The sequence below is a fragment of the Phenylobacterium sp. genome (genome assembly GCF_016793285.1).
Taxonomy (GTDB): Bacteria; Pseudomonadota; Alphaproteobacteria; order Caulobacterales; family Caulobacteraceae; genus Phenylobacterium.
In genome coordinates, this window is record NZ_JAEUMO010000010.1 from 92398 (window position 1) to 115390 (window position 22993).

Genomic DNA, 22993 nt, shown 5'->3' on the forward strand with positions numbered 1-22993 from the left:
CCGAACGCCCGCGACGGCGCGCTTCAACGCGCCGCGGGCGGCGGATCGTTGGATGCGGCATTGGACCCCTCCGTGCGCATCCCCAGGCCCTGAACATTCTGAGTGGATATCGCCATGCGGCTTCCCCTTGCCTTGGCCGGCGTCTTGCTGGCCAGCGGCGCCCACGCGGCGCCGATCACCTATGCGGCGGCGCTTGACCTTGCCGAGACCGCCTCTCCCACCCTGCAAGCCAGGGCGCTGCAGGTGGACGGCGCTCGCGCCGCCGCCCGCGCGGCCGGTGCCTTGCCCGATCCCAGACTAGGGGTCGGCATCGACAACTTCCCCGTTTCCGGGCCGCCGGCCGGCCGATTCAACGGCGACAGCATGACCATGGCGAGGATCGGGATCGCCCAGGACATCCCCAACGGTGCGAAACGTGACGCTGCGCGAGCGCGGGCTCAGAGCGACATTACGGCCGCCGGGGCCGCCCGACTGGCGAGCCGTCGGGATGTGCGCACCGCCGCCGCCGTTTCCTGGCTCAACCTTTACTACGCGGAGCAGCGGCTTAGCGCCGTTGACGCCGTGTTGTCGCGACTCGAGCCTTTGTGGGCTTCGGCGCCATCGGCGGTCGCGTCAGGGGCGGTGCGCCCCGGCCAGTCTCTTGAGGCCGAGCAGATGCGGGCAGACCTGCAGGATCGGCGCAGCGAGATACTTGCGACTGTCGGGCGGGGGCGCGCTGAACTGGCGCGCTGGACCGGCGATCCCGCCGCCGAGGTGGCGGGGACTCCGCCGGCCTTCGAGGTCGATCCCGTGGGGCTTCGCGCCGCGGTCGCCCAACACCCTCGCCTGGCGGAAGGAGACGCTGCGACGGCTCAGGCCGAGGCAGACGTGCGAATGGCGCGTGCTGAGAAGCGGCCGGACTGGAGTTGGGAGCTGACCTATCAGCGCCGCGACCCGATGTTTGGCGACATGGTTTCGGCGGGCGCCACCATCAGCCTGCCGCTGTTCGCCGGACGCCGGCAGGATCCGCTCATCGCCGCCAAGGTCGCCGCGGCCGGCCAGGCGCGCGCCGAACGCGAGGCGACGAGGCGTGAACTGGCCGCGCAATTGGACGCCGCCCTGGCCGATCACAACATGCACCATGAGCAATGGGGACGCGCGGCGACGGTGCTCGTCCCGCTGGCCCAGAAGCGCGCGGATCTGGAGACGGCCAGCTACGGCGCCGGCCGCGCCGACCTCGCCGCTGTCCTGCAGGCCTTCACCGCCCTCGCCAACGCCCAACTCACCCGCCTCGACCGCGAGGCCGCCGTGGCGGTCGACGCCGCCAATCTCGTCCTGACCTATGGGAGCGACCAGCCATGACCTCCTTCGCCTCGTCCCGGTCGACCCTGCTGGTCCTGACCGCCACTGCCCTTGTCGCCGGAGCGGCCGGCTACGGCCTCGCCCATCTCGGCCGCGGCCAAGAGTCAAAACCCGTCTCCAGCCCCGCCCCTCAGCGGCGCGTGCTCTACTGGTATGACCCGATGGTGCCCGCCCAGCACTTCGACAAGCCGGGCAAGTCGCCCTTCATGGACATGCAGATGATCCCGAAATACGCCGACGAGGCGGCCGCGGGGTCGGCCGGCGTGAGCGTCGATCCCGCGCGCATCCAGAGCCTGGGCGTGCGCTACGCTACGGCGCAACGGGGCCAGCTCGAAAGCACCGTGTCGGCCACCGGCGTCCTGGACTTCAACGAACGCGACGTGGCCATTGTGCAAGCCAGGACGGGCGGCTTCGTGCAACGGACCTATGGCCGAGCGCCTGGCGATGTCGTCGCCGCTGGAGCGCCGCTCGCCGATCTGCTGGTTCCCGAGTGGGCCGGAGCCCAGACCGAGTTTCTGGCAACCCGCCGGTCTGGTGACGCGGCGCTGATCGCCGCCGCCCGGCAGCGCCTGTTGCTGCTCGGCATGTCGCCCGCAATGATCGCCGCCGTCGAGCAAAGCGGTCAGTCGCGGACCCTGACGACCGTCACCACGCCGACGGGCGGACTGATCAAGACGTTGAGCGTGCGGCCCGGCATGACAGTGATGGCCGGCCAGTCGCTGGCGGAGATCAACGGCCTGTCGCGCATTTGGCTGAACGCCTCGGTTCCGGAAGCCATGAGCGGACAGGTCCACCTTGGCCAGACGGCCACGGCCAGCCTGGCGGCGTTTCCAGGAGAGACGTTCAACGGCCGCGTGACGGCCTTGCTGCCACAGGCGAACGCCGACACCCGGACGCTCACCGTGCGCATAGAACTGCCAAACCCCGCTGGACGCTTGCGGCCCGGCCAGTTCGCCACCGTGCAGTTGGGCGCAACAGCCCAACCGGCGCTCCTCGTGCCGTCTGAGGCGGTGATCCGCACCGGTCGCCGCAGTCTGGTGATCCTCGCCCAGCCGGGCGGGCGCTACGCCTCGGCCGAAGTGCGGATCGGAAGGGAAGCCTCCGGCCAGACTGAAATCCTCGCGGGGCTTTCGGAAGGCGAGCGGGTCGTCGCCTCGGGTCAATTCCTGCTGGATTCGGAGGCCAGCTTGTCGGGGCTGCAACCAAGGCCATTGGCGGCTGCCCCCATGCCCATGCCCGGACCGACGCCAACCTCGCCGGCGCCCCAGCCGGCTCGCCCCTCCGCCAAGCCTGCGCTTTATGAAAGCACTGGGCGCATCGAACAGATCGGCGGCGGCACGGTGACCCTGTCGCACCAGCCGATCCCTGACCTGCAGTGGCCGGCGATGACGATGCAATTTCGCCTCGCCGATCCCGCGATGGGCCGTGGCCTGAAAGTCGGCGACAACGTGCGCTTCGCGTTCGACCAGCCGGCGGCCGGCCCGACGGTGCGCCGCCTCGCCCGGAGCGACGCGCAATGATCGCCGCTGTCATCCGCGCCGCAGTGCGCGCGCGCTTCCTGGTGCTGCTGGCGGCGCTCGGTCTTGCGATCGCCGGGATCTGGGCGGTCCGCTCCACGCCGGTGGACGCCTTGCCCGACCTCTCGGACGTCCAGGTGATCATCCGCACGACCTACCCGGGGCAGGCGCCACAGATCGTCGAAAACCAGGTCACCTATCCGCTGACGACCACCATGCTGTCGGTGCCTGGCGCCAAAACGGTGCGCGGGTACTCGTTCTTCGGCGACAGCTTCGCCTATGTGCTGTTCGAGGACGGGACCGACCTCTACTGGGCCCGCTCGCGGGTGCTGGAGTATCTCAACCAGGTCCAAAGCCGCCTCCCCGCCTCAGCCAAGCCGGCGTTGGGGCCGGACGCCACGGGGGTTGGCTGGGTCTATGAATACGCCCTGGTCGACAAGACTGGCGGCCATGACCTGTCGCAGTTGCGCGGCCTGCAGGACTGGTTCCTGCGCTATGAACTGAAGACCCTGCCGGACGTGGCCGAAGTCGCCAGCATCGGCGGCATGGTTCGCCAATATCAGGTGGTGCTCGATCCGACCCGGCTGGCCGCCTACGGCGTGACCCACGCTCAGGCGGTGACAGCGATCCAGCAGGCCAACCAGGAGTCCGGCGGCTCGGTGCTCGAACTCGGCGAAGCCGAATACATGGTCCGGGCCAGCGGCTATCTGAAGACGCTCGACGACTTCCGCGCCATTCCGCTTCGAGCGGGGGCTGGTGGCGTGCCCATCACGCTTGGCGAGGTGGCGACGATCCAGGTCGGTCCGGAGATGCGGCGCGGCGTGGCCGAACTCAACGGCCAGGGCGAAGTCGCCGGCGGTGTCGTGATCCTGCGGTCCGGCAAGAACGCCCGCGAAACGATCGCGGCGGTGAAGAGCAAGCTAGAGGACCTGAAGCGCAGCCTGCCGCCCGGCGTCGAGGTGGTGACGACCTACGACCGGTCGCAACTGATCGACCGGGCGGTTGAGAACCTCACCGGAAAGCTTGGCGAGGAATTTGTGGTGGTCGCCATCGTCTGCGCCCTCTTCCTCTGGCATGTCCGCTCTGCCTTGGTGGCGATCGTCACCCTGCCGCTGGGCGTATTGATCGCCTTCCTCGTGATGCGGCTGCAGGGGGTGAACGCCAACATCATGTCGCTAGGCGGCATCGCCATCGCGATCGGCGCCATGGTCGATGCGGCGGTGGTGATGATCGAGAACGCGCACAAGCATCTGGAACGCTGGAGCCATGATCATCCGGGTGAAACCTTGGACGGTCCACGGCGCTGGACGTTGGTCACCACAGCCGCCGCCGAGGTCGGGCCAGCCCTGTTTCTCAGCCTCGTCATCATCACCCTGTCCTTCGTGCCGGTATTCGCGCTCCAGGCGCAGGAAGGACGGCTGTTCGCGCCGCTCGCCTTCACCAAGAGCTACGCCATGGCGGGTGCGGCGGTGCTGTCGGTGACCCTGGTGCCGGTGCTGATGGGTTATCTCATCCGCGGTCGCATTCCTCCGGAGTCCGCCAATTCGCTCAATCGCCTGCTGACCCGTCTCTACGAGCCGGCCTTGGAGGTGGTGATGCGACGCCCGCGGTTGACGTTGCTCGTGGCGCTGCTGGCGTTCGCGACGACGGCTTGGCCGCTCAGCCGGCTGGGGGGTGAATTCATCCCGCCGATGGATGAAGGCGACCTGCTCTACATGCCGTCGGCCCTGCCCGGCCTTTCGGCGGCCAAAGCGTCTGAATTGCTGCAGCAGACCGACCGGCTGATCATGACGGTGCCGGAGGTCAAGACCGTGTTCGGCAAGGCTGGCCGGGCCGAGACCGCCACCGATCCCGCGCCGCTCGAGATGTTCGAGACGACCATCCAGTTCAAACCGCGCGACCAGTGGCGACCGGGGATGACCCCGGACCGCCTGGTCGAAGCGCTTGATCAGGCGGTGAAAGTCCCTGGTCTGGCTAACGTCTGGGTGCCGCCAATCCGCAACCGCATCGACATGCTGGCCACCGGCATCAAGAGCCCCATCGGGGTGAAGGTCTCCGGCGCCAACCTGCAGGATCTCGATCGTGTCGCCGGTCAGGTTGAGGCTGTCGCCAAGCGCATCCCAGGCGTCAGCTCGGCCCTGGCGGAACGGCTCACGGGCGGGCGTTACGTCGACGTCGATATCGACCGCGTCGCCGCAGGCCGCTTTGGCCTCAACATCGCCGACGTGCAGTCGATCGTCTCCGGCGCGGTCGGCGGCGAGAACATCGGCGAGACCGTCGAGGGCGTCGCCCGCTACCCGATCAACCTGCGCTATCCGCGCGAATTGCGCGACAGCCTGGAAGGTCTGCGGGCGCTGCCGATCCTCACACCGTCCGGGCAACAGATCACGCTGGGAACCCTGGCGCGGATTTCCATCGTCGATGGCCCGCCCATGCTGAAGACCGAGAATGCCCGTCCCTCGACCTGGGTCTATGTCGATGTCAGAGACCGCGACCTCAGCGCTGTGGTCGGCGACCTGCAACGGGCGGTCGGTCACGAGGTCCGATTGCCGCCGGGCGTATCGATCGCCTACTCGGGGCAGTTCGAATATCTCCAGCGGGCCGCAGCCCGGCTCAAGGTTGTCGTGCCGGCGACGCTGCTGATCATCTTCGTACTGCTCTACCTGACCTTCGGCCGCTTTGATGAGGCAGCGCTGATCATGGCCACCCTGCCCTTCGCCTTGACCGGCGGAATCTGGGCGCTCTACCTGCTGGGCTTCCACCAATCGGTGGCCACGGGCGTCGGCTTCATCGCCCTGGCCGGGGTGTCCGCCGAGTTCGGTGTGGTGATGCTGATCTACCTGAAGCAGGCGCTGGCCGAGCGCGGGCCGCATCCCTCCGGCGAGGATCTCGACGCCGCTGTACGGGAAGGCGCCCTGCTGCGCGTGCGGCCAAAGGCGATGACGGTCGCCGTGATCCTGGCCGGCCTGGCCCCGATCCTCTTCGGGCATGGGGCCGGGTCGGAGGTTATGAGCCGCATCGCCGCGCCGATGATCGGCGGCATGCTGACGGCGCCGCTGTTGTCGATGCTGGTGATCCCGGCCGGATACCTGCTGCTGCGCCGACGCGGCGCGCGAGCCCGCGTCTAGTCGGCCTGGGCTGGGGCCGCCGCCAAGCGGCCCCAGCCGATCCGATCAGAAGAAGGAGCGGATGCCGACGACGAACCGCACGTCGGAACGGTCCTCGCCGGCGGCGCGGGCATAGTCGGCGGTCTTGCCGAATTTGCGGTCCCACGACACCCCGACATAGGGCGCAAACTCCCGACGAACCTCGTAGCGAAGCCGCAAGCCGAGTTCGGCGTCCGCCAGGCCCGACCCCGTTCGGGTCTCCGGCGTGTCCTGGGCGGACAGGTTCAGTTCGGCGCGAGGCTGCAGGATGAGCCGCTGGGTCAGCCTCAGATCGTAAGTGGTCTCGGCGCGAGCCAGCAATTCACCCTTGGTCGACAGGAACAGCGCGCCCTGGACGTCGAACCAGTAGGGCGCGAGCCCTTCAAGGCCGACCGTGGCGTAAGTCCGTCCCCGAGGCTCAAAATCCTGGCGAACCCCCGCCTGCAGGTCGAAATAGGGACCGATGGCGCGGGAATACAGCGCCTGCAGTTCGGCGTCCTCCAGGCCTTCGCCTTCCTTGCCTTGGCCTTCGCTCTTCAGCACGAGCCGGTTCACGTCGCTTCCGAACCAGGCCTCGCCCTCCCAACGGTATCCGGCCTGGCCGCTCCGTGGGGTTTGGTATTCGAGCAGATTGGCCATGACCATCGAGAGCGGCTGAGCGCCGTGTTCCTGCCTCAGCAGGCTGCGCGCTGCGGCCATGGCGGAAGGGTCGTAAAACCGGTCTGCCAAGTGATCGGCCGGCGCCGGCGGCGGCGGTGATTTCGGAATCTCCGGCTGGGCCATCGCCGTCATATCGTGGCCGGCCATGTCGCCCGTAGGCATGGCCATGCCGGGCATCGACGGTGTCTGGGCTGACGACGGAGCGCCCGGCGCCATTCCCGGCATGGCATGGCCTGCATGCGCATCGGCGGCTGCCGGCGCCGCCTGGGGCGCGGCCGGTTGAGCTGGAGACGCTGGAGCGGACGGCATCGCCATCCCCGGCATCGCCGAGTGGTCCATCGCCGAGTGGTCCATGGTCTGGGCGGCGGCGGGCTGGGCCAGCAACAGGGGAGCGAAACCCACGAGCAGGAGACGGTTCATGCGGCGCCTCCCGCGAGCGGGCGCACGCTGAACACCTGAAACATCCCGGCGTGCATGTGGTAGAGCATGTGGCAGTGGAAGGCCCAGTCGCCCGGGTCGGCCGTGAAGTCCCAGGCGACCTTGCCCCCCGGAGCCACGATCACCGTATGTTTGCGTGGGCCGAAGCCTGGCGGCGCGTGGATCAATTCAAAGAAGTGGCCATGCAGGTGGATCGGGTGGGCCATCATGGTGTCGTTGATCAGCGTCACCCGCACCCGTTCGCCCTTCTCGAAGCTGTAGGGCTGGCTGGTCTCGCTGAACTTTTGTCCGTCGAACCCCCACATGAACCGTTCCATGTTGCCGGTCAGGTGGATGTCGAGCGCTCGGGTCGGCGTGCGCCGGTCCGGATTGGGCTTTAGGGCCACGAGATCCTTGTAGACGAGGACGCGGTGGCCAACGCTGGCCAACCCCTGTCCCGGTTCGCCGGTGCGGTCGATGGGGATCGGCGTGATGGTCTGCACCCCCGGCCCCAGCTTCACCCCAGGCGCGTTCTGCGGATCGCGCATAGACATCTTCATGCCGGCCATGCTGTGGCCCATGGCGTCCGATCCACGCGGCTTCGGCGGCGCCATCCCCGGCGGGGGCGTCATGCCCGGCATCGCTGCCATTCCGGGCATGGCCCCCATCTCGTGGCCCATGGCGCTGTGGTCCATGCCGGCCATCCCGCCCATGCCCTGCATGGCGCTCATGTCCATCCCCATGTCGCGCATGGTCGTGAGCGGGCGCTCGCGCAGCGGCGGAACCGGAGCCGACATGCCCGGGCGCGGGGCGAGGGTCGCGCGGCCCATGCCCGAGCGGTCCACCGCCTCGGAGACCAGGGTGTAGGCCTCGTCTTCCGTAGGCTGAACGATGACGTCGTAGGTTTCGGCGTTGCCGATCTGGAACTCATCGACTTCGATCGGCCGCACGGCCTGACCATCCGCGGCGACGACGGTCATCTTGAGGCCGGGAATACGGACGTTGAACACCATCTGCGCGGCCGTGTTGATCACGCGCAGCCGGACACGTTCGCCGGGGATGAACAGGCCCGTCCAGTTGTCCGCAGGGCCGTGGCCGTTGACGAGGAACTTCAGGACAGAACCCGTGACGTCCGAGATGTCGGTGGGGTCCATCCGCATCTTGGCCCACTCCATCCGCTCTGCGAGCGTCTGGTCCTTGCCGGCCAGCAGACCACCTACGGTCTGCTTCTGGAAATTGAATAGCCCGCCCTGCTGCTTCAGCCGCTTAAAGATCAGGTGCGGGTGCATGAAGCTGAAGTCGGATAGGACGATCACGTGCTCGCGGTCGTAAGCGACCGGGTCGGACTCGGCCGGGTCGATGATGATCGGCCCATAGTGTCCCTCGGCCTCCTGCAGGCCGGAATGGCTGTGATACCAGTACGTCCCCGACTGGATGATCGGGAACTCATAGACGAAGGTCTGGCCCGGCTTGATGCCCGGGAAGCTCACGCCGGGGACCCCGTCCATCTGGAAGGGCACGAGGATACCGTGCCAATGGATCGAGGTTTCCTCGTCCAGGTCGTTGGTCACCGACAGACGGACCTTCTGGCCCTCCTTGAGGCGCAGCAACGGGCCCGGCACCGTACCGTTGATCGTCACCGCGTGACCGGCGCGGCCGTCAATCGACAGACTCGAATGGCCGATCCGAAGGTCGATGTTCGGTCCGCTCAAGGTCGGCAGACTGGGGTCGGCGCCGACCGTGGCGCTCTGCGCCCAAGCCGGCAACAGGCTCGCCAGAGCAAACCCGCTTCCGACCGCCGAGGCGCCGCGCAAGAGCTGGCGCCGATTGAGAGCTTTCATGAAACAGACTTCCCAACGCGAACCGGCGCGACCGGGCCGCGCTCTCTTCGGGATACGCGCCAGGCTCGATCGGCCCCTTGCACAACGTCACGTCGAACTCGCGGCTCCAGCCCTTGACCTTCCCATCATGGGAAGCCCTATCTGTCCGGGCGAAGCGAGCGGTTCGGGCGGCCAGAGGCGCGCCAACGAAGCCTGGCGGGTTCGCTTTCAGTGGTCGCTCCCCGGCAGGGGATAGGTCGCCGCTGCGGCGTAAACCTAGAGACGGCTTCGCGCCGCCCTTCGGAGGGACCGATGTCCGAACACCATCATCACCATGACCATGGACACGCCCATGCGGGCGCCGATGGGGGCCGGGTCAAGGATCCGGTGTGCGGGATGTCCGTCGATCCGAAGACGGCCCGTGGCGTGGCCGAACATGGCGGCGAAACCTTCTATTTCTGCTCGACCGGCTGCGAGACGAAGTTCCAGGCCGATCCGGCGCGCTACCTGACGCAAAAGAAGCCCCAGCCAGACGCCGTCCACGACAGCGGCGCCATCTACACCTGCCCGATGCACCCGCAGATCCGGCAGATCGGGCCAGGCTCTTGTCCGATCTGCGGCATGGCGCTTGAGCCCGAAGTGGTTTCGGCCGACAGCGGCCCGAACCCCGAACTCGCCGATATGAGCCGCCGGTTCTGGATCGGCCTGGCGCTGACGATTCCGGTCTTCGGGCTGGAGATGGGCGCCCACCTGCTCGGGCACGGACTCATGGTCTCGCCCGCGACGTCGAACTGGATTCAGTTCGCCCTGGCCAGTCCCGTCGTGCTGTGGGCCGGCGCGCCGTTCTTCGCCCGCGGCTGGGCTTCGTTGCGGGCGCGCAGCCTCAACATGTTCACGCTGATCGCCATGGGCGTCGGCGTCGCCTGGCTCTACAGCGTCGCCGCGGTGGCGGCGCCAGGCCTTTTCCCCTCGGCATTCCGTCGATCTGACGGATCGGTGCCGGTCTATTTCGAAGCTGCCGCGGTGATCACGGTCCTGGTCCTGCTCGGTCAGGTTCTGGAACTGCGCGCCCGCGAGAGAACCTCCGGCGCGCTGAAGGCCCTGCTCAACCTCGCGCCGAAGACAGCGCGGCGCATCACAGCCGCCGGCGATGATGAGGAAGTCGCGGTCGAGGCGATCCTGGTTGGCGACCGCCTACGGGTGCGGCCGGGTGAAAAGATCCCGGTCGACGGCGAAGTGGTCGAGGGACGGGTCTCGGTTGACGAGTCGATGGTCACCGGCGAGTCCATGCCCGTCACAAAGGAAGCCGGCGCCAAGGTGGTTGCCGGCGCGCTTAACAAGACCGGCTCCTTCATCCTGCGCGCGGAAAAAGTCGGCGCCGACACGCTGCTTTCCCAGATCGTGCAGATGGTCGCTCAGGCTCAGCGTAGCCGTGCGCCGATCCAGCGCCTCGCCGACCGTGTGTCGGGCTGGTTTGTGCCGACCGTCATCGCGGTCGCCCTCGCCGCTGCGGCCGTCTGGGCGCTGGTCGGTCCGGAACCACGCTTCGGATACGCGCTGATCGCCGCGGTGTCGGTGTTGATCGTCGCCTGTCCATGCGCCCTCGGCCTGGCGACGCCGATCTCGATCATGGTCGGCGTCGGACGCGGCGCCCAAGCCGGCGTGCTGATCAAGAACGCCGAGGCGCTGGAGCGCTTTGAAAAAGTCGACACCCTCGTCGTCGACAAGACCGGCACCCTGACGGAAGGCCGCCCCGCGGTGACCGAGGTCCGGCCGGCGCCCGGCTTCACCGAGGACGAGGTTCTGCGGCTGGCGGCCAGCCTGGAGCGCGGCAGCGAACATCCCCTGGCCGACGCCATCCTACGCGCGGCGAAAGACAAGAACCTGCCCCTTTCGGAAGCGGCCGACTTCGACTCGCCGGTCGGCAAGGGCGTGCTCGGCCGCGTCGAGAACCGGGCGATCATGCTGGGCGGCTCGCGGCTGCTGCAGGAGCACGGGGTCGAGACGGCGGCGCTGGATGCCGACATCGCCCGCCTGCGGAGCGGCGGCGCCACGACGGTGCTGATGGCGGTGGACGGCCAACTGGCGGCGGTCCTGGCGATCGCGGACCCAATCAAGGCGACCACGGCTGAGGCGATCCGGGCGCTGAAAGCCGCGGGGGTGAGGCTGGTGATGATGACCGGCGACAATCACGTCACGGCCAAGGCGGTCGCCGATCAGCTTGGGCTCGACGAGGTGGAAGCGGAAGTGCTGCCGCAGGACAAGGCCGCCGTTGTCGAACGCCTGCGCCGAGAAGGCCGCGTGGTCGGCATGGCCGGTGATGGCGTCAACGACGCGCCGGCCCTGGCGGCCGCGGACGTCGGCGTCGCCATGGGCGCCGGCGCCGACGTCGCCATCGAGAGCGCCGGGGTCACCCTGCTTCATGGGGACCTGCAGGGCTTGGTCCGGGCGCGCCGGCTGTCCGCCGCCGTGATGCGGAACATCCGCCAGAACCTGGTGTTCGCCTTCGCTTACAATGTCGCCGGCGTCCCGATCGCGGCGGGAGTCCTCTACCCGACTTTCGGCTGGCTCCTGTCCCCTGCCCTGGCGGCCGCAGCTATGGCTCTGTCCAGCGTCAGCGTGATCGCCAACGCCCTGCGCCTCCGCGCCGTGCGCCTTTGAGGGTCGAGGGAAGGCTGATGCGTAACCCAAACAAACGCCGCGTGCTTTGCCGCGCCCGGCCGATCAAATCTGGAGATTGACGATGAAGCTGGTCCTCGCGGCCCTCGGCGCCCTGGCCCTTAGCGCTCCGGCCTTTGCCCAGGCCCCTCACGACATGAGCAGCATGCCCGGCATGGCCATGGCGGCTCCCGCCGGCGTCCAAGGCGCCGGGGTGGTGAAGAAAATCGACGCCAAGGCGGGCTCGGTGACCCTGCAACACGGGCCCATCGCCGCGCTGAACTGGCCGGCGATGACGATGGCGTTCAAGGCCGACCCTGCTCTGCTCAAAACCGTAAAGGTCGGCCAGCAGGTGGCGTTCACGGTCAAGACGGGCGGCGCGGCGCCCGAAGCCGTCGCGATTCAGCCGAAGTAGGCGCGACCGGTCGCGGACCCGCCGCCAAGTCGCTGAGGATCGGGCAGTCGGGACGTTCATCCCCCGCACAGCACTCGGAAAGCGCGCTCAGGGTGTCGGCCATGGCCTGCATCTCGGCGATCCGGGTCCTCAGGTCCGCGACATGGCCATCGGCGATAGCCTTGACCTCGCGGCTAGGCCGGGTGCGGTCTCGCCAAAGCGACAGCAGGTTGGTGATTTCTTCGATAGAGAAACCCAGCGCGCGGCCCCGCTTGATGAAGCGCAGGTCGTTCAGGTCCCGCTCGCTGAAGCTCCGATAGTTCGTGTCGGTGCGGCCCGCCGGCCGGATAAGTCCGATCTGTTCGTAGTAGCGGATCATCTTGGCGGAGACGCCTGAGGCGTCCGACGCCTGCCCGATGTTCATGCCGATCCCTCAAGTGATCCGCTTTGCTAAGACTTCCCATCATGGGAAGGTCAAGCTCCTGGCGATCAATCCCTGTCAGGGGTCAAACGTGGCTGCGGCGTATACCGGTCAGGGGACGGCGTGAGGATGTGGATATGACTGAACGCTTGGATGAACTCGTCGCGCGGCTGAACGCCGTTCCGACGGATCGTTCGCTGGACGGGCTGGACGACATGATTGGTCACAGCATCGCTCTGCGTCGTCGCGAAGCCCGCGCCTCGGCTGCACTCACCCCTGTGCGGTTGGCGTCCTTGGGTCTGGCGCTTGCGATGGGCCTGACAGCCGGCGGCGCAATCGCCACCTCCGAGATCGCGGCGCCGCACCCCTATGCGACCTTCTCATCGGTGGCCAGCCTCGCGCCGTCGACCCTCCTTGAGGGCGGCCGATGAGCGTGATGCGCGGCATGGCGCTGACGCTGGTTTTGTCGCTGGTACTCGGCGCACTCGGCGTTTGGGGCGGCGCGGCCTATGTGAAGCGTCAGATGCAGCGGCCCACGCCGTTACATGAACTCGTGCACGAGAAGCTGAACCTGACGGCAGACCAGAAGGCGAGGCTCGAAGGCATCGAGCGGGACCATGAGGTCAAGCGCCGGGCGCTTGAAGCCGAAATGAAAGCGGCCAACGCCGAACTGGCTCGCGCCTTCCAGCAGCAGCACGCCTACACGCCCGAGGTCCAGGCGGCGATTGACCGCTTCCACCATGCCATGGGCGAATTGCAGAAGGAGACCATGGTCCACACCTTGGCCATGCGATCGGTCCTGACGCCTCAACAGACGGCCAAGTTCGACGAAACCGTCGTCCAGTCGCTGACCCAAGACGCCCGGTGATGTCGGACGCCGAGGCGTCCGATGCCGTTCTCGCTCGCCGGGCCGCCGAAGGTGACGACCGGGCCTTCGCCGTGCTCGTCCGTCGCCATAAGGAATCCCTCTACCGGCTGCTGCGGCGCTACAGCGGCGACGGCGACGAAGCCTATGAGGCCGCCCATGAGGCGTTCATCGCGGCCTGGTCCGCGCTGAAGCGCTACGACCCGAGCCGTTCCTTCGGGGCCTGGCTTCGCACCATCGCCATCAACAAGGCCCGCGACCGCGGTCGCCGCATGCTGGTCCGCCGGGCGATCTTCGGCTCGAAGCCGCTAGACGAGGAGACGGAGGCGCTGGAAAAGGCCGACCCCGCGCCCGGCGCCGAGCACCTTGTTCTGCAGGACGAACAGGCCCGCCGGCTGGACTATGCTGTCAGCCGGCTGCCGGGCGCTTTGAAAGAGGCGCTGATCCTCACGGCCTTCGAGGGATACAGCCAGCAAGAGGCGGCCGATATGCTGGCGGTGTCGGTCAAGACGATCGAGACCCGTGTCTATCGCGCCCGAAAGCTGCTGATCGATCAACTGGACCCGGACTTGAGGCCGGGCGCGGCCTGAGCCGATTAGCGTGACGCCTTCAGCATGGCGTTCATCTGGTCGATCTCATCCTGCTGCCCCTGGATGATCGTCGCGCACAGCCGCTTCAGTTCGGGGTCCTGGATCGGCGCCTTTCCGCACATGAGGATCGCGCCCGAGTGGTGCGGGATCATCGAGCGGAGGAACTCACCGTCGCCAATCAGCCATTGCTGGCGGATGCCAGCGAAACACAGCACACCGACGACAACACTGGTGGCGAGGATCGCAGCGTTCAGGCCCCGCAGCGGATACATCATGCTCATCAGGATGAGCTCGATCACCACCATCGGCGCGGTCATCAGGCCGGCCATGTAGGCTTGGTTCAAGCTGGGATGGACGTCCGCGAACTTGTCCACCATCGCGTACATCAGCACGTACATCGAGATGAACGACAGCACGATCATCAGGGCCAGGCGGCCATAGTGCTTTCGAGCCATGTCAGGGTCTTTTTTGGCGTGGTCCATCAGCACGGTCCTCTAGCGTGCTGACGAAACGTCCTGGAGATGTGGGCGTTGCCCGCGGCATCTCCACGACAATTGGCCAGAGGTGCGGAGGCCTAAAACGCCTCGTGCGACATCGCTAAGCGGGCCAGCTCCACATGCTCGGTTATGCGTCCGCTGGCTTTCCGTTCGCTGTAGCGATCAACGAGGTAGTCTGCGCAATCGCGGGTCAGGACCGTGAACTTGACCAGTTCCTCCATCACATCGACGACCCGGTCGTAGTAGCTCGACGGCTTCATGCGGCCGTCAGGCTCGAACTCTTGGAAAGCCTTCGCCACCGACGACTGGTTGGGGATTGTGATCATCCGCATCCATCGGCCGAGCAAGCGCAAGGTGTTGACGGCGTTGAACGATTGCGAGCCGCCGCTGACCTGCATGACAGCCAGGGTGCGGCCTTGGGTCGGGCGCACGCTCCCCACCTCTAGCGGAATCCAATCGATCTGAGCCTTCATGACCCCCGAAATCGCACCGTGGCGCTCAGGACTGCACCAGACCTGCCCTTCGGACCAGGCCGACAGCTCTCGCAATTCCTGCACTTTCAGGTGCTCAGCAGCCGTCGCGTCGGGCAGCGGAAGATCGCGCGGGTCGAATATGCGCACCTCGCAGCCCAACCTCTCGAGAATCCTCCCCGCCTCCTCCGTCAGCAGGCGGCTGTAGGACCTTTCCCGAAGCGAGCCATAGAGCATGAGGATGCGTGGCGGGTGGCTCGCGCGCTCACGTGGCGGAAGCTGGGACATATCTGGCCCCGGCAGATAGGCCGGCTGCAGTGCGGGAAACTCAGTCATCGTCAGGCACTCAAAGATCGTCGTTGAACGGTCATATATTTTGTTTATTCTAGAAATATGGAAATTCAAACCGCTGTCGTCAACTTATCGGCGCTCGCCCACGAGGGGCGTCTGTCCATTTTTCGACTGCTCGTCACAGCCGGGCCGGAAGGGATCGCGGCGGGCGACATTGCACGCCATGTCGCCAGCCCCCCAAGCACCACCACGGCGAACCTTCACATTCTGGCGCAAGCCGGCTTGGTGACATCCCGCCGCGACGGCCGGTCCATCATCTACACCGCCTGCTACGCCGTCATGCGCGACCTCCTCGCTTACCTGATGGAGGATTGCTGCAGCGGATCCCCCGAAATCTGCGCCCCGCTCGCCGCCATCGCCAGCCAATGCTGCGTGGCCGAAGGCGCCTGCACCTGAGGACCTCGTGACAGACAAGATCTACAACGTCCTCTTTCTTTGCACGGGCAACTCGGCGCGCTCCGTCCTGGCCGAGGCGATCCTGAACAAGGAAGGGCGAGGCCGTTTCCGCGCCTATTCCGCCGGCTCGACGCCGACCGGCCGCGTGAACCCGCACGTCCGCACTGTGGTGGAGAACTGCGGCTTTCAGCTCTCGGATTTCCGCTCGAAATCCTGGGATGAGTTCGCCCGGCCCGACGCGCCGGCTTTCGATGTCATCATCACGGTTTGCGACAACGCGGCTGGCGAGGTCTGCCCGATCTGGCCTGGCCACCCGACCAGTGGCCACTGGGGCATTCCTGACCCTGCAGCCGTCCAGGGTTCGGACGTCGAGATCGACGCTGCGTTCGCTGAGGCGGCCCGCCTGCTCGGCAATCGCATCAGGCTGTTCCTGAGCCTGCCGATCGAAACGATCGAAGGGCCGACGCTGAAGGCGAGACTGCGCGAAATCCATGAAACGGCGGACGACGCGGCGCAGGCTCTATGACGGCTTCGCCCAACGCCAGCCTGGAGCCGCCTCTGCACCCGTTTTCAACGAGCCGCCGTCTGTTCGCCGAAGTGCTCGGCACGGCGCTGCTGCTCATGATCGTGATCGGCTCAGGGATCATGGGCGACCGCCTGGCGGGTGGTAACGACGCCATAGCCCTTTTGGGCAATACGCTTTCCACCGGCGCCGGCCTGATCGTCCTCATCACGATCTTTGGCCCGATCTCCGGAGCGCACTTCAATCCGGCCGTCACCCTTGTCTTCGCCCTACGCCGGGACCTGAATTGGCCAACGGCCGCAGCCTATTTCCTGGCGCAGGTCATCGGCGGCGTGCTTGGCGTGTGGGCCGCACACGCCATGTTCGCCGAACCAATCGTGCAGATTTCGACCAAGTTACGCGACGGTCCGGCGCAAGCCTGGTCGGAAGTGGTCGCCACCTTCGGCCTCGTCGCCACCATCCTGGGCTCGATCCGGTTTCGGCCGGAGGCGACGCCGGCGGCCGTGGGCCTCTACATCACCGCCGCCTACTGGTTTACCGCCTCAACGTCCTTCGCCAATCCGGCGGTGACACTGGCGAGAGCGCTCAGCAACACCTTCGCCGGAATCGCCCCTTCCTCCGCCCCAGCCTTCATTGCCGCCCAATTCGTCGGCGCCCTGCTGGGCTGGGCGACCTTCACCTGGCTTCTCAAGGAACGCGCCCCATGAGCGACGACTTCCCCATCACCATCTTCCACAACCCGGCCTGTGGCACCTCGCGCAACACCGTCGCCATGGTCGAGGCCGCCGGTTACGCGCCGAAGATCGTCGAATATCTCCAGGCGGGCTGGACCAAGACGCAGTTACAGGACCTGCTGGCCAAGATGGGCCAAAACGCGAGGGATATCCTCCGCGAGAAAGGAACTCCCGCCGCGGACCTCGGCCTGTTGGCCCCCGGCATCGAAGACGACGCCATCCTCGACGCCATGGTCGCCAATCCGATTCTTGTGAACCGGCCGATCGTGATCACACCAAAGGGCGTGAAGCTCGCGCGTCCCTCGGAGGCCGTTCTCGACCTTCTCGATAACAAACCAGCCAGCTTCACCAAGGAAGACGGTGAAGTCGTCCAGCTCGACTAGGCGATCGACTTAATGAGGATCGCGGACCTTGCGCTCCCTTCATCCATCAATCGAGCAAGTATGGGCGGCCGAAGCCGCCCATCGGTTTCTTCAGACGACCGGGTCAGAGAGGGCGGGCGACCGTCCTGCGCCCATCTTCCGGGCGAGAACGCGGCTGGCGAAGGTCGGCAACACCACGAGCGTGAGGAAGGTCGCCGTGATCAGCCCGCCGATCACCACAGTGGCCAGCGGCTTTTGAACCTCGGCCCCGGCGCCGTGGGCGAGAGCCATCGGCATGAAGCCGAGGATCGCCACAAGGGCAGTGGTCAGCACCGCCCTTAACCGACCCATCGCCCCTTCCACAGCAGCCACCTCGGGCGCGTCTCCCGCCTCCAGCCGTTCGCGAACAGACTGGATCAGCACTAGCCCGTTCAATGTCGCCACGCCTGAGACGGCGATGAAGCCGACCGCTGCCGAGACCGAGAACGGCATGCCTCTGAACAGCAACGCCAAGGCCCCGCCGACCAGCGCCAATGGGACGCAGCCGAACACCAGGGCCGCTTGTGAAACGGAACCGAGGGCGAAGTAGAGCAGCACCGCGATCAGCGCGAACACAACAGGCACGACGATGGCGAGGCGTGCCTCAGCCCGTTGCAGGTTCTCGAACTGCCCGCCCCAGTCCAGCCAGGAACCGGCCGGCAGCGCCACTTGCTTGCCGACAGCCGCCTGGGCCTCATTGACGAAGCCGCCGAGGTCGCGGCCTCGCACATTCGCCGATACGACGATCCGTCGCTTGCCGTTCTCTCGGCTGATCTGGTTGGGCCCCTCGCCCTCGCGGAAGCGCACCACCGAACCGAGCGGCACGAACGTCGTCCCACCATTCACCGCCAGCGGTGTCTGGGCGACCGCGGCCAAGTCGTTGCGCGCGCTGTCCGGCAAACGGACCACCACATCGAACCGCCGGTCGCCTTCAAACACCCTTCCCGCCTCCCGGCCGGCCAGGGCGATCTGGACGGCGTCGGCTGCGTCGGCGGCATGCAACCCATAGGCCGCCGCCGAAGCGCGATCGACTTCGGCGGTGATCATCGGAAGGCCCGAGACCTGTTCGACGCGAACGTCGGCCGCCCCGCGCGTCTTGCGCAGCACGTCGGCGATCTGGTCAGCGGTGCGCTGCATGGCGGCGAAGTCATCGCCATAGACCTTCACCGCTATGTCGGAGCGAACGCCGGAGATGAGTTCGTTGAAGCGCATCTGGATGGGCTGGGTGAACTCATAGGCATTGCCGATCTGGCCGCCCGCGACCTTTTCGATTTTCTCCGAGATGTCGGCCTTGGAAAGACTACGGTCGGGCCACTCCTTGGAGTCTTTCAGCACGATGTAGGTATCGCTGAAGCTGGGCGGCATGGGGTCGGTAGAGACCTCCGCGGTGCCTGTCTTAGAGAAGACAAAGGCGACCTCCGGGATACGCAACAAGGCTCGCTCCAGCCGCCCCTGCATTTCCACCGACTGTTCTAGCGATGCGCTCGGCACTCGCACGGCCTGCAGAAGAATATCCTTCTCATCGAGGGTCGGGATGAACTCCCGGCCGAGGGAGAAGAACGTCACCAAGCCGACCACGACGGCAATGACCGCACCGATGGCGATCTGCTTGGGTCGGGCGATCGCCCACCGCGTCGCTGGCTCGAAGCCACGGCGCGCAAAGGCTTCCGCCTTGCTTTCGTGAGCCTTGGTCGGCGCCCGGATCAGCAGCGCCGTCATGGCCGGGACGAAGGTGAACGTCAGAACGAAGGCTGCTGCGAGAGCCAGCATGACCGTGGCGGCCATCGGCTGGAACATCTTGCCTTCGATGCCTTCCAACGCGAGCAACGGCGCGTAGACCAGGAGGATGATCGCTTGGCCGAAAGCAGCGGGCCGAACCATCTGCCTGGCCGCCGCGACCGCCTCCTCCAGCCGCTCGGTGGGCGTCAGGTCGCGACCCAGGCTCTCTCGTCGGCCGCCCATCCGGGTCAGCGTGTTTTCGACCACCACGACCGCCCCGTCGACGAGGATGCCGAAGTCGAGAGCGCCAAGGCTCATCAGGTTTCCGCTGACGCCGAACCGGTTCATGCCGATGACGCCGATCAGGAAGGCCAGCGGGATCACCAGGGCGGTGATGACCGCCGCCCGGACGTTGCCGAGCAGGAAGAACAGCACGGCGATAACCAGCAGCGCGCCCTCGGCGAGGTTGCGCTGGACGGTGTGGATGGTGCGGTCAACGAGGTCCGTGCGGTTCAGCACCGTCTTCACGGCAATCCCCGGCGGCAAAGACGGCGCGATTTGAGTCAGCCGCTCGCTGACCGCGCGGGCCACCGTCCGGCTGTTCTCGCCAGCAAGCATGAGGGCGGTGCCGATCACCACCTCCTGCCCATTCTCCTGGGCGGCCCCGAGGCGGACCGCCTGCCCGATTTCAACGGACGCGACGTCCGACACCCGCACGACCAGGCCTTTGCGGTTGGTGACCGGCGCGGCGGCCAAGTCACGTAACGAGGTCACCCGGGCGTCTGCGCGCACCACGAAGGCCTCGCCGCCCCGCGAGATATTTCCGGCGCCCGCGACGGTGTTGGCGTGCTGCACGGCCTCAACCAGTTCGTTGAGACCGACCCCGTAGGAAGAGAGACGCGCCGCATCCGGATAGACGACGTATTCCTTCACATAGCCGCCGATGGTGTCGATGCCGGCCACCCCCGCCGTAGTCCGCAGCTGGGGGGTGACGATCCAGTCCTGCACCGTGCGCAGGTAGGTCGCTTTCTGGCGCTCGGTGACGAGCCGGTCGCCCTCGGGCGTGATGTAGGAACCATCGGGTTGCGGGCCAGGCGCGCCGGCGCGTTGGCCTTTCACGGGCCGCATCTCAACAGTCCACATCAGGACTTCGCCCAGCCCCGTCGTCACCGGCGCCATCTCCGGGCGGGCGTTGGCGGGCAGGTCCTCCCGCACCGCTTCGATGCGTTCGTTGACCTGCTGGCGGGCGAAATAGAGGTCGGTGCTATCCTGGAAGACAGCCGTGATCTGGCTAAAGCCGTTGCGGGAGATCGACCGGGTTTCGACTAGGCCTGGAATGCCCCCAAGAGAGGTCTCCACGGGGAAAGTGACTTGCTGTTCGATCTCCTCCGGCGACAAGGCCGGCGAGATGGTCGTGACTTGAACCTGCTTGTTGGTGATGTCCGGCACGGCATCGATCGGCAGACGGAAGAGCTGCGAGACGCCGAAGCCCGCGACCAGAAGGGTGACGAGCACCACCGCTATGCGGTGACGCACGGAGAACGCGACGATTTTGCTCAGCATGGGGCTAGTCCTCGTCCTTGGCGTCGCCCTTGGAGAGCTCGGCTTTCAGCACGAAGGCGCCACGGCCAGCGATCCGCTCGCCGCCTTTCAGACCCTCTACGATTTCGGTGTAGCCGGCGCCGGAGCGTCCGACCGTTACCGGCTGAGCGTGGAAGCCGTCCGGTACGGCAACGAAGACCACCGACTTGCCACCGACGGTCTGGACGGCTTCGGCTGGAACCGTGGGGTAGCCGCCGCCGCCCGTAGCGATCGAGGCGCTCACCGCCGCCCCAGGCAGGAAACGACCGCTGGACGGCCGGGCTCGGATCATCGTCGCTCCGGTCTCCCCCTGAGCGAGCGGCGCGATCCCGATGATCGTGGCATTGGACTCGGACCCATCCGGTCCGATGACCAGCAACGGTGCGCCGACCCGCAGCTTGGCCGCGACCTCCGCCGGTGCGTTCATGACCACTTCAACCTGGCTGGTGTTGGCGACCTCGGCGATCGGGCCGCCTTGGCTGACAAAGCCGCCGGGCGCGGCCTGCAGCAATGTCACCACCCCAGCGATGGGACTGCGCACCACCGTTTCGCCCGAAGCGCCAGGCGCACCCGCGGCGGCGACCTTGGCCCGCGCAGCAACCGCCTCAGCGTTGGCGCGCGCGGCAACCGCCTGGGCGGCCTCCCAGTCCTGACGAGCGGTGACACCCGATTTGAACAGGCGCTCCTCGCGGGCCAGCGATGTTCTCGCGGCTTCAGCCTCGGCGGCGGCGGCGACGGATTCGGCACGCACGGCGGCGCCGTCCGCACTGCGGATGACAACAAGGCCGGCGCCAGCGCCCACATTGCTTCCCGGCGTCGCCAGGAGGCGAATGACCGCGCCGGACACCGGCGCGGCGACTGCGGCGCGACCGCTCGGCGAAGCCTCCACGCGGCCGGTCAAGCGCAGGTCTCCCGCGCCGCCGCGAGAAACGGTGACGACCGAGACACCGGCGGCGCTCGTCTGCTGCGGGGTGAGCTTTACAGCGTCACCAGCAGGTTCGGACTTTTCCTCGCCCTCTTCGGCCTCAGCCTTCGGAGCGGGTGAATGATCGGTCAGCTTGGCGAGGCCAAAGCCGGCGCCAAGGGCGACCGCAATGGAGGCGGCGATCAGCAAGGATTTCTTGTCGGCGGACATGTCAGGCTCCGAATGGGGTGCGCCCGGTCAGCCGGGCGATATCGGCTTCAGCGCGGACCCGCGCGAGCCGGGCGTCGAGCGTGCGGACCTTGGCTGCAGCCAGGGCGCGCCGGGCGCTCGACAATTCAAGTAGAGGCAGGCGGCCAGCGTCGTAGCCAAGCCGGGCGAGCCGATAAGCTTCCGTGGCGGCGGCCTCACCAGCGCTGGCCGCTTCCACGCGAGAGGCCGCACTGCGCGCCAAGGACTGGGCCGCCCGAAGGTCGGCCTGCGCGTCGAATTCGGCCTGGCGCAACCGGGCCTCCCGCGCCGAAAGCGCCGCCCTGGCCGCGTCCGTGGCGCCGCGGTTCTGGTTGAACAGCGGCAGTGGCACCGAGAGACCTGCGACAAAGGCGGTGGAGTCGTCACCTTGCAGACGGCGAACGCCAGCCGAGACGGTGACATCCGGCACAGCTTGACGCGCCTCGACGCGGACCCTGGCTGCGGCGGCGTCCCGCTCCGCCCGCGCGGCGGCGATCGCGGGCATGCTCCCCTCCCCGCCTGCCGACAGGCTCGAGGCCCGGTTCAGCAGGCTCTCTGAAGTGCTGTCGAACACCACTGGCGAGCCGACCAGTGCGGCAAGCTTGGCGAAAGCAGCATCGCGGGCGGCTTGGGCCTCGTCTCGCTCGGCGCGAGCGGCGTCGCGCTCCGATGCAGCCTGCAGCGCGCGAAGTTCTGCTTCTCGACCGGCCTTCACCAGTTCGCGGGCTGCACCAGCGTCCGCCTCTGCGGCGGCAAGACTGTCTTCCGACTGCGCCAACTTCGCCGCCGACGCTTCAGCTTCGGCGTAGGCGACGGCGAGTTGAGCCGCAAATTCGCCCCGAGATACGTCGCCGCGCGCTTGAGCTGCAGCGACATCCGCCCGACCAGCGGCCAGGCGAGCGGAACGCTTTCCGCCCAATTCGAGCGTCTGAGCGATAGACGCCGTCGTCTGCCTCGGATCGAGTCCGCCTGGGCTCCCAGTGTTGCTCAGGTTCTCGACATCCAACCCCAGGACCGGATTGGGCCTGGCGGCGGCCTGACGGGCGAGGCCCTGGGCTTGGGCAAGATCGGCGTCGGCTTCCGCCAATCTTGGAGCGTTGGCGCGAGCTTCAGCCAGGAGCGCTGCATAAGAAGGTGCGGGCTCGGCCGATGCAGCGGCGGCGCCGCTCAAACTGGCCAGGAGCAGCAGGCCGGTCAGCGCCGGTCTGCGAGATTTGAATGACATGATGTCCCTCGTGAACGTGACCGATCAATCGCGCCACAGCGCGCACGGTCAGGCTCTGGGCGGTCGCAACAGCCCGAAGTGGGGGTCCGACGTCGCCACGCGATCCCGCATGGG

The 22993-nt window shown here is 67.2% G+C and carries 20 protein-coding genes; 12 read left to right on the plus strand and 8 right to left on the minus strand.

Going from position 1 to position 22993, the window contains the following annotated elements; translation table 11 throughout:
• Window positions 1-102: 102 nt before the first annotated feature.
• Genes JNL41_RS01225 through JNL41_RS01235 form a run of 3 tightly spaced genes read left to right on the plus strand, consistent with a single transcriptional unit; the run spans window position 103 to window position 5986 of the window.
• Window positions 103-1341, plus strand: coding sequence for a TolC family protein (locus JNL41_RS01225; RefSeq protein ID WP_293472403.1), 1239 nt, complete (start codon window positions 103-105; stop codon window positions 1339-1341).
• Entirely contained in the window at window positions 1338-2861 is a 1524-nt protein-coding gene (locus tag JNL41_RS01230) for an efflux RND transporter periplasmic adaptor subunit (RefSeq protein WP_293472404.1), read from the plus strand. The genes JNL41_RS01225 and JNL41_RS01230 overlap by 4 nt, the downstream gene beginning before the upstream one ends.
• The gene (locus tag JNL41_RS01235) at window positions 2858-5986 is read left to right on the plus strand and encodes an efflux RND transporter permease subunit (protein WP_293472406.1); all 3129 of its coding nucleotides are present in this window, start codon (window positions 2858-2860) and stop codon (window positions 5984-5986) included. Before JNL41_RS01230 ends, JNL41_RS01235 begins: the two co-directional genes overlap by 4 nt.
• Before the next feature lie 45 nt (window positions 5987-6031).
• Here the strand turns inward: JNL41_RS01235 and JNL41_RS01240 are convergent, their stop codons facing one another.
• Window positions 6032-7084 carry a copper resistance protein B gene (locus tag JNL41_RS01240; protein ID WP_293472408.1) on the minus strand — a complete coding sequence of 351 codons (1053 nt, stop codon included), beginning with the start codon at window positions 7082-7084 and terminating at the stop codon, window positions 6032-6034.
• Complete coding sequence (locus JNL41_RS01245; protein ID WP_293472410.1) at window positions 7081-8922, minus strand: copper resistance system multicopper oxidase; 1842 nt, start codon at window positions 8920-8922, stop codon at window positions 7081-7083. Before JNL41_RS01245 ends, JNL41_RS01240 begins: the two co-directional genes overlap by 4 nt.
• A gap of 291 nt (window positions 8923-9213) precedes the next feature.
• Between JNL41_RS01245 and JNL41_RS01250 the strand changes: the two genes are divergently transcribed.
• Both JNL41_RS01250 and JNL41_RS01255 read left to right on the plus strand, forming a co-directional pair.
• On the plus strand, window positions 9214-11562 hold the full coding sequence (locus JNL41_RS01250) for a heavy metal translocating P-type ATPase (RefSeq protein ID WP_293472412.1): 2349 nt from the start codon (window positions 9214-9216) through the stop codon (window positions 11560-11562).
• An 82-nt stretch (window positions 11563-11644) separates the two neighbouring features.
• Window positions 11645-11974: a copper-binding protein gene (locus tag JNL41_RS01255; protein WP_293472414.1), complete on the plus strand. Its 330-nt coding sequence runs from the start codon at window positions 11645-11647 to the stop codon at window positions 11972-11974.
• Here the strand turns inward: JNL41_RS01255 and cueR are convergent.
• Window positions 11925-12377 carry a Cu(I)-responsive transcriptional regulator gene (gene cueR / locus JNL41_RS01260; protein WP_293472415.1) on the minus strand — a complete coding sequence of 151 codons (453 nt, stop codon included), beginning with the start codon at window positions 12375-12377 and terminating at the stop codon, window positions 11925-11927. The genes JNL41_RS01255 and cueR overlap by 50 nt on opposite strands.
• A 134-nt stretch (window positions 12378-12511) precedes the next feature.
• Here cueR and JNL41_RS01265 point away from each other — a divergent pair, with 134 nt between their 5' ends.
• Genes JNL41_RS01265 through JNL41_RS01275 form a run of 3 tightly spaced genes read left to right on the plus strand, consistent with a single transcriptional unit; the run spans window position 12512 to window position 13829 of the window.
• The gene (locus tag JNL41_RS01265; protein ID WP_293472417.1) at window positions 12512-12805 is read left to right on the plus strand and encodes a hypothetical protein; all 294 of its coding nucleotides are present in this window, start codon (window positions 12512-12514) and stop codon (window positions 12803-12805) included.
• Window positions 12802-13242 (plus strand): periplasmic heavy metal sensor, encoded by a 441-nt coding sequence (locus tag JNL41_RS01270; RefSeq protein ID WP_293472419.1) that lies wholly within the window; start codon window positions 12802-12804, stop codon window positions 13240-13242. The genes JNL41_RS01265 and JNL41_RS01270 overlap by 4 nt, the downstream gene beginning before the upstream one ends.
• Complete coding sequence (locus JNL41_RS01275; RefSeq protein WP_293472421.1) at window positions 13242-13829, plus strand: RNA polymerase sigma factor; 588 nt, start codon at window positions 13242-13244, stop codon at window positions 13827-13829. The genes JNL41_RS01270 and JNL41_RS01275 overlap by 1 nt, the downstream gene beginning before the upstream one ends.
• A 5-nt stretch (window positions 13830-13834) precedes the next feature.
• Here the strand turns inward: JNL41_RS01275 and JNL41_RS01280 are convergent, their stop codons facing one another.
• Window positions 13835-14311 (minus strand): DUF305 domain-containing protein, encoded by a 477-nt coding sequence (locus JNL41_RS01280; RefSeq protein WP_293472423.1) that lies wholly within the window; start codon window positions 14309-14311, stop codon window positions 13835-13837.
• 92 nt (window positions 14312-14403) lie between these two features.
• Window positions 14404-15132 carry an arsenical resistance protein ArsH gene (gene arsH, locus JNL41_RS01285; RefSeq protein WP_293472425.1) on the minus strand — a complete coding sequence of 243 codons (729 nt, stop codon included), beginning with the start codon at window positions 15130-15132 and terminating at the stop codon, window positions 14404-14406.
• 57 nt (window positions 15133-15189) lie between these two features.
• Between arsH and JNL41_RS01290 the strand changes: the two genes are divergently transcribed.
• The 4 genes from JNL41_RS01290 to arsC are packed head-to-tail and all read left to right on the plus strand — an operon-like array spanning window position 15190 to window position 17183.
• Entirely contained in the window at window positions 15190-15543 is a 354-nt protein-coding gene (locus tag JNL41_RS01290; protein WP_293472427.1) for a helix-turn-helix transcriptional regulator, read from the plus strand.
• Between the two features lie 7 nt (window positions 15544-15550).
• On the plus strand, window positions 15551-16069 hold the full coding sequence (locus tag JNL41_RS01295; RefSeq protein WP_293472428.1) for an arsenate reductase ArsC: 519 nt from the start codon (window positions 15551-15553) through the stop codon (window positions 16067-16069).
• A 32-nt stretch (window positions 16070-16101) separates the two neighbouring features.
• The gene (locus tag JNL41_RS01300) at window positions 16102-16773 is read left to right on the plus strand and encodes an MIP/aquaporin family protein (RefSeq protein ID WP_293472464.1); all 672 of its coding nucleotides are present in this window, start codon (window positions 16102-16104) and stop codon (window positions 16771-16773) included.
• Window positions 16770-17183 carry an arsenate reductase (glutaredoxin) gene (gene arsC, locus JNL41_RS01305; RefSeq protein WP_293472429.1) on the plus strand — a complete coding sequence of 138 codons (414 nt, stop codon included), beginning with the start codon at window positions 16770-16772 and terminating at the stop codon, window positions 17181-17183. The genes JNL41_RS01300 and arsC overlap by 4 nt, the downstream gene beginning before the upstream one ends.
• Window positions 17184-17273: 90 nt before the next feature.
• Here the strand turns inward: arsC and JNL41_RS01310 are convergent, their stop codons facing one another.
• From JNL41_RS01310 to JNL41_RS01320, 3 genes are read right to left on the minus strand one after another with little or no spacing between them, the layout of a single operon-like run.
• Window positions 17274-20483, minus strand: a complete 3210-nt coding sequence (locus tag JNL41_RS01310; RefSeq protein ID WP_293472430.1) for a CusA/CzcA family heavy metal efflux RND transporter — start codon at window positions 20481-20483, stop codon at window positions 17274-17276.
• Window positions 20484-20487: 4 nt separating this feature from the next.
• Window positions 20488-21636, minus strand: coding sequence for an efflux RND transporter periplasmic adaptor subunit (locus JNL41_RS01315; protein ID WP_293472431.1), 1149 nt, complete (start codon window positions 21634-21636; stop codon window positions 20488-20490).
• A 1-nt stretch (window position 21637) separates the two neighbouring features.
• Window positions 21638-22879: a TolC family protein gene (locus JNL41_RS01320; RefSeq protein ID WP_293472432.1), complete on the minus strand. Its 1242-nt coding sequence runs from the start codon at window positions 22877-22879 to the stop codon at window positions 21638-21640.
• Window positions 22880-22993: the final 114 nt, after the last annotated feature.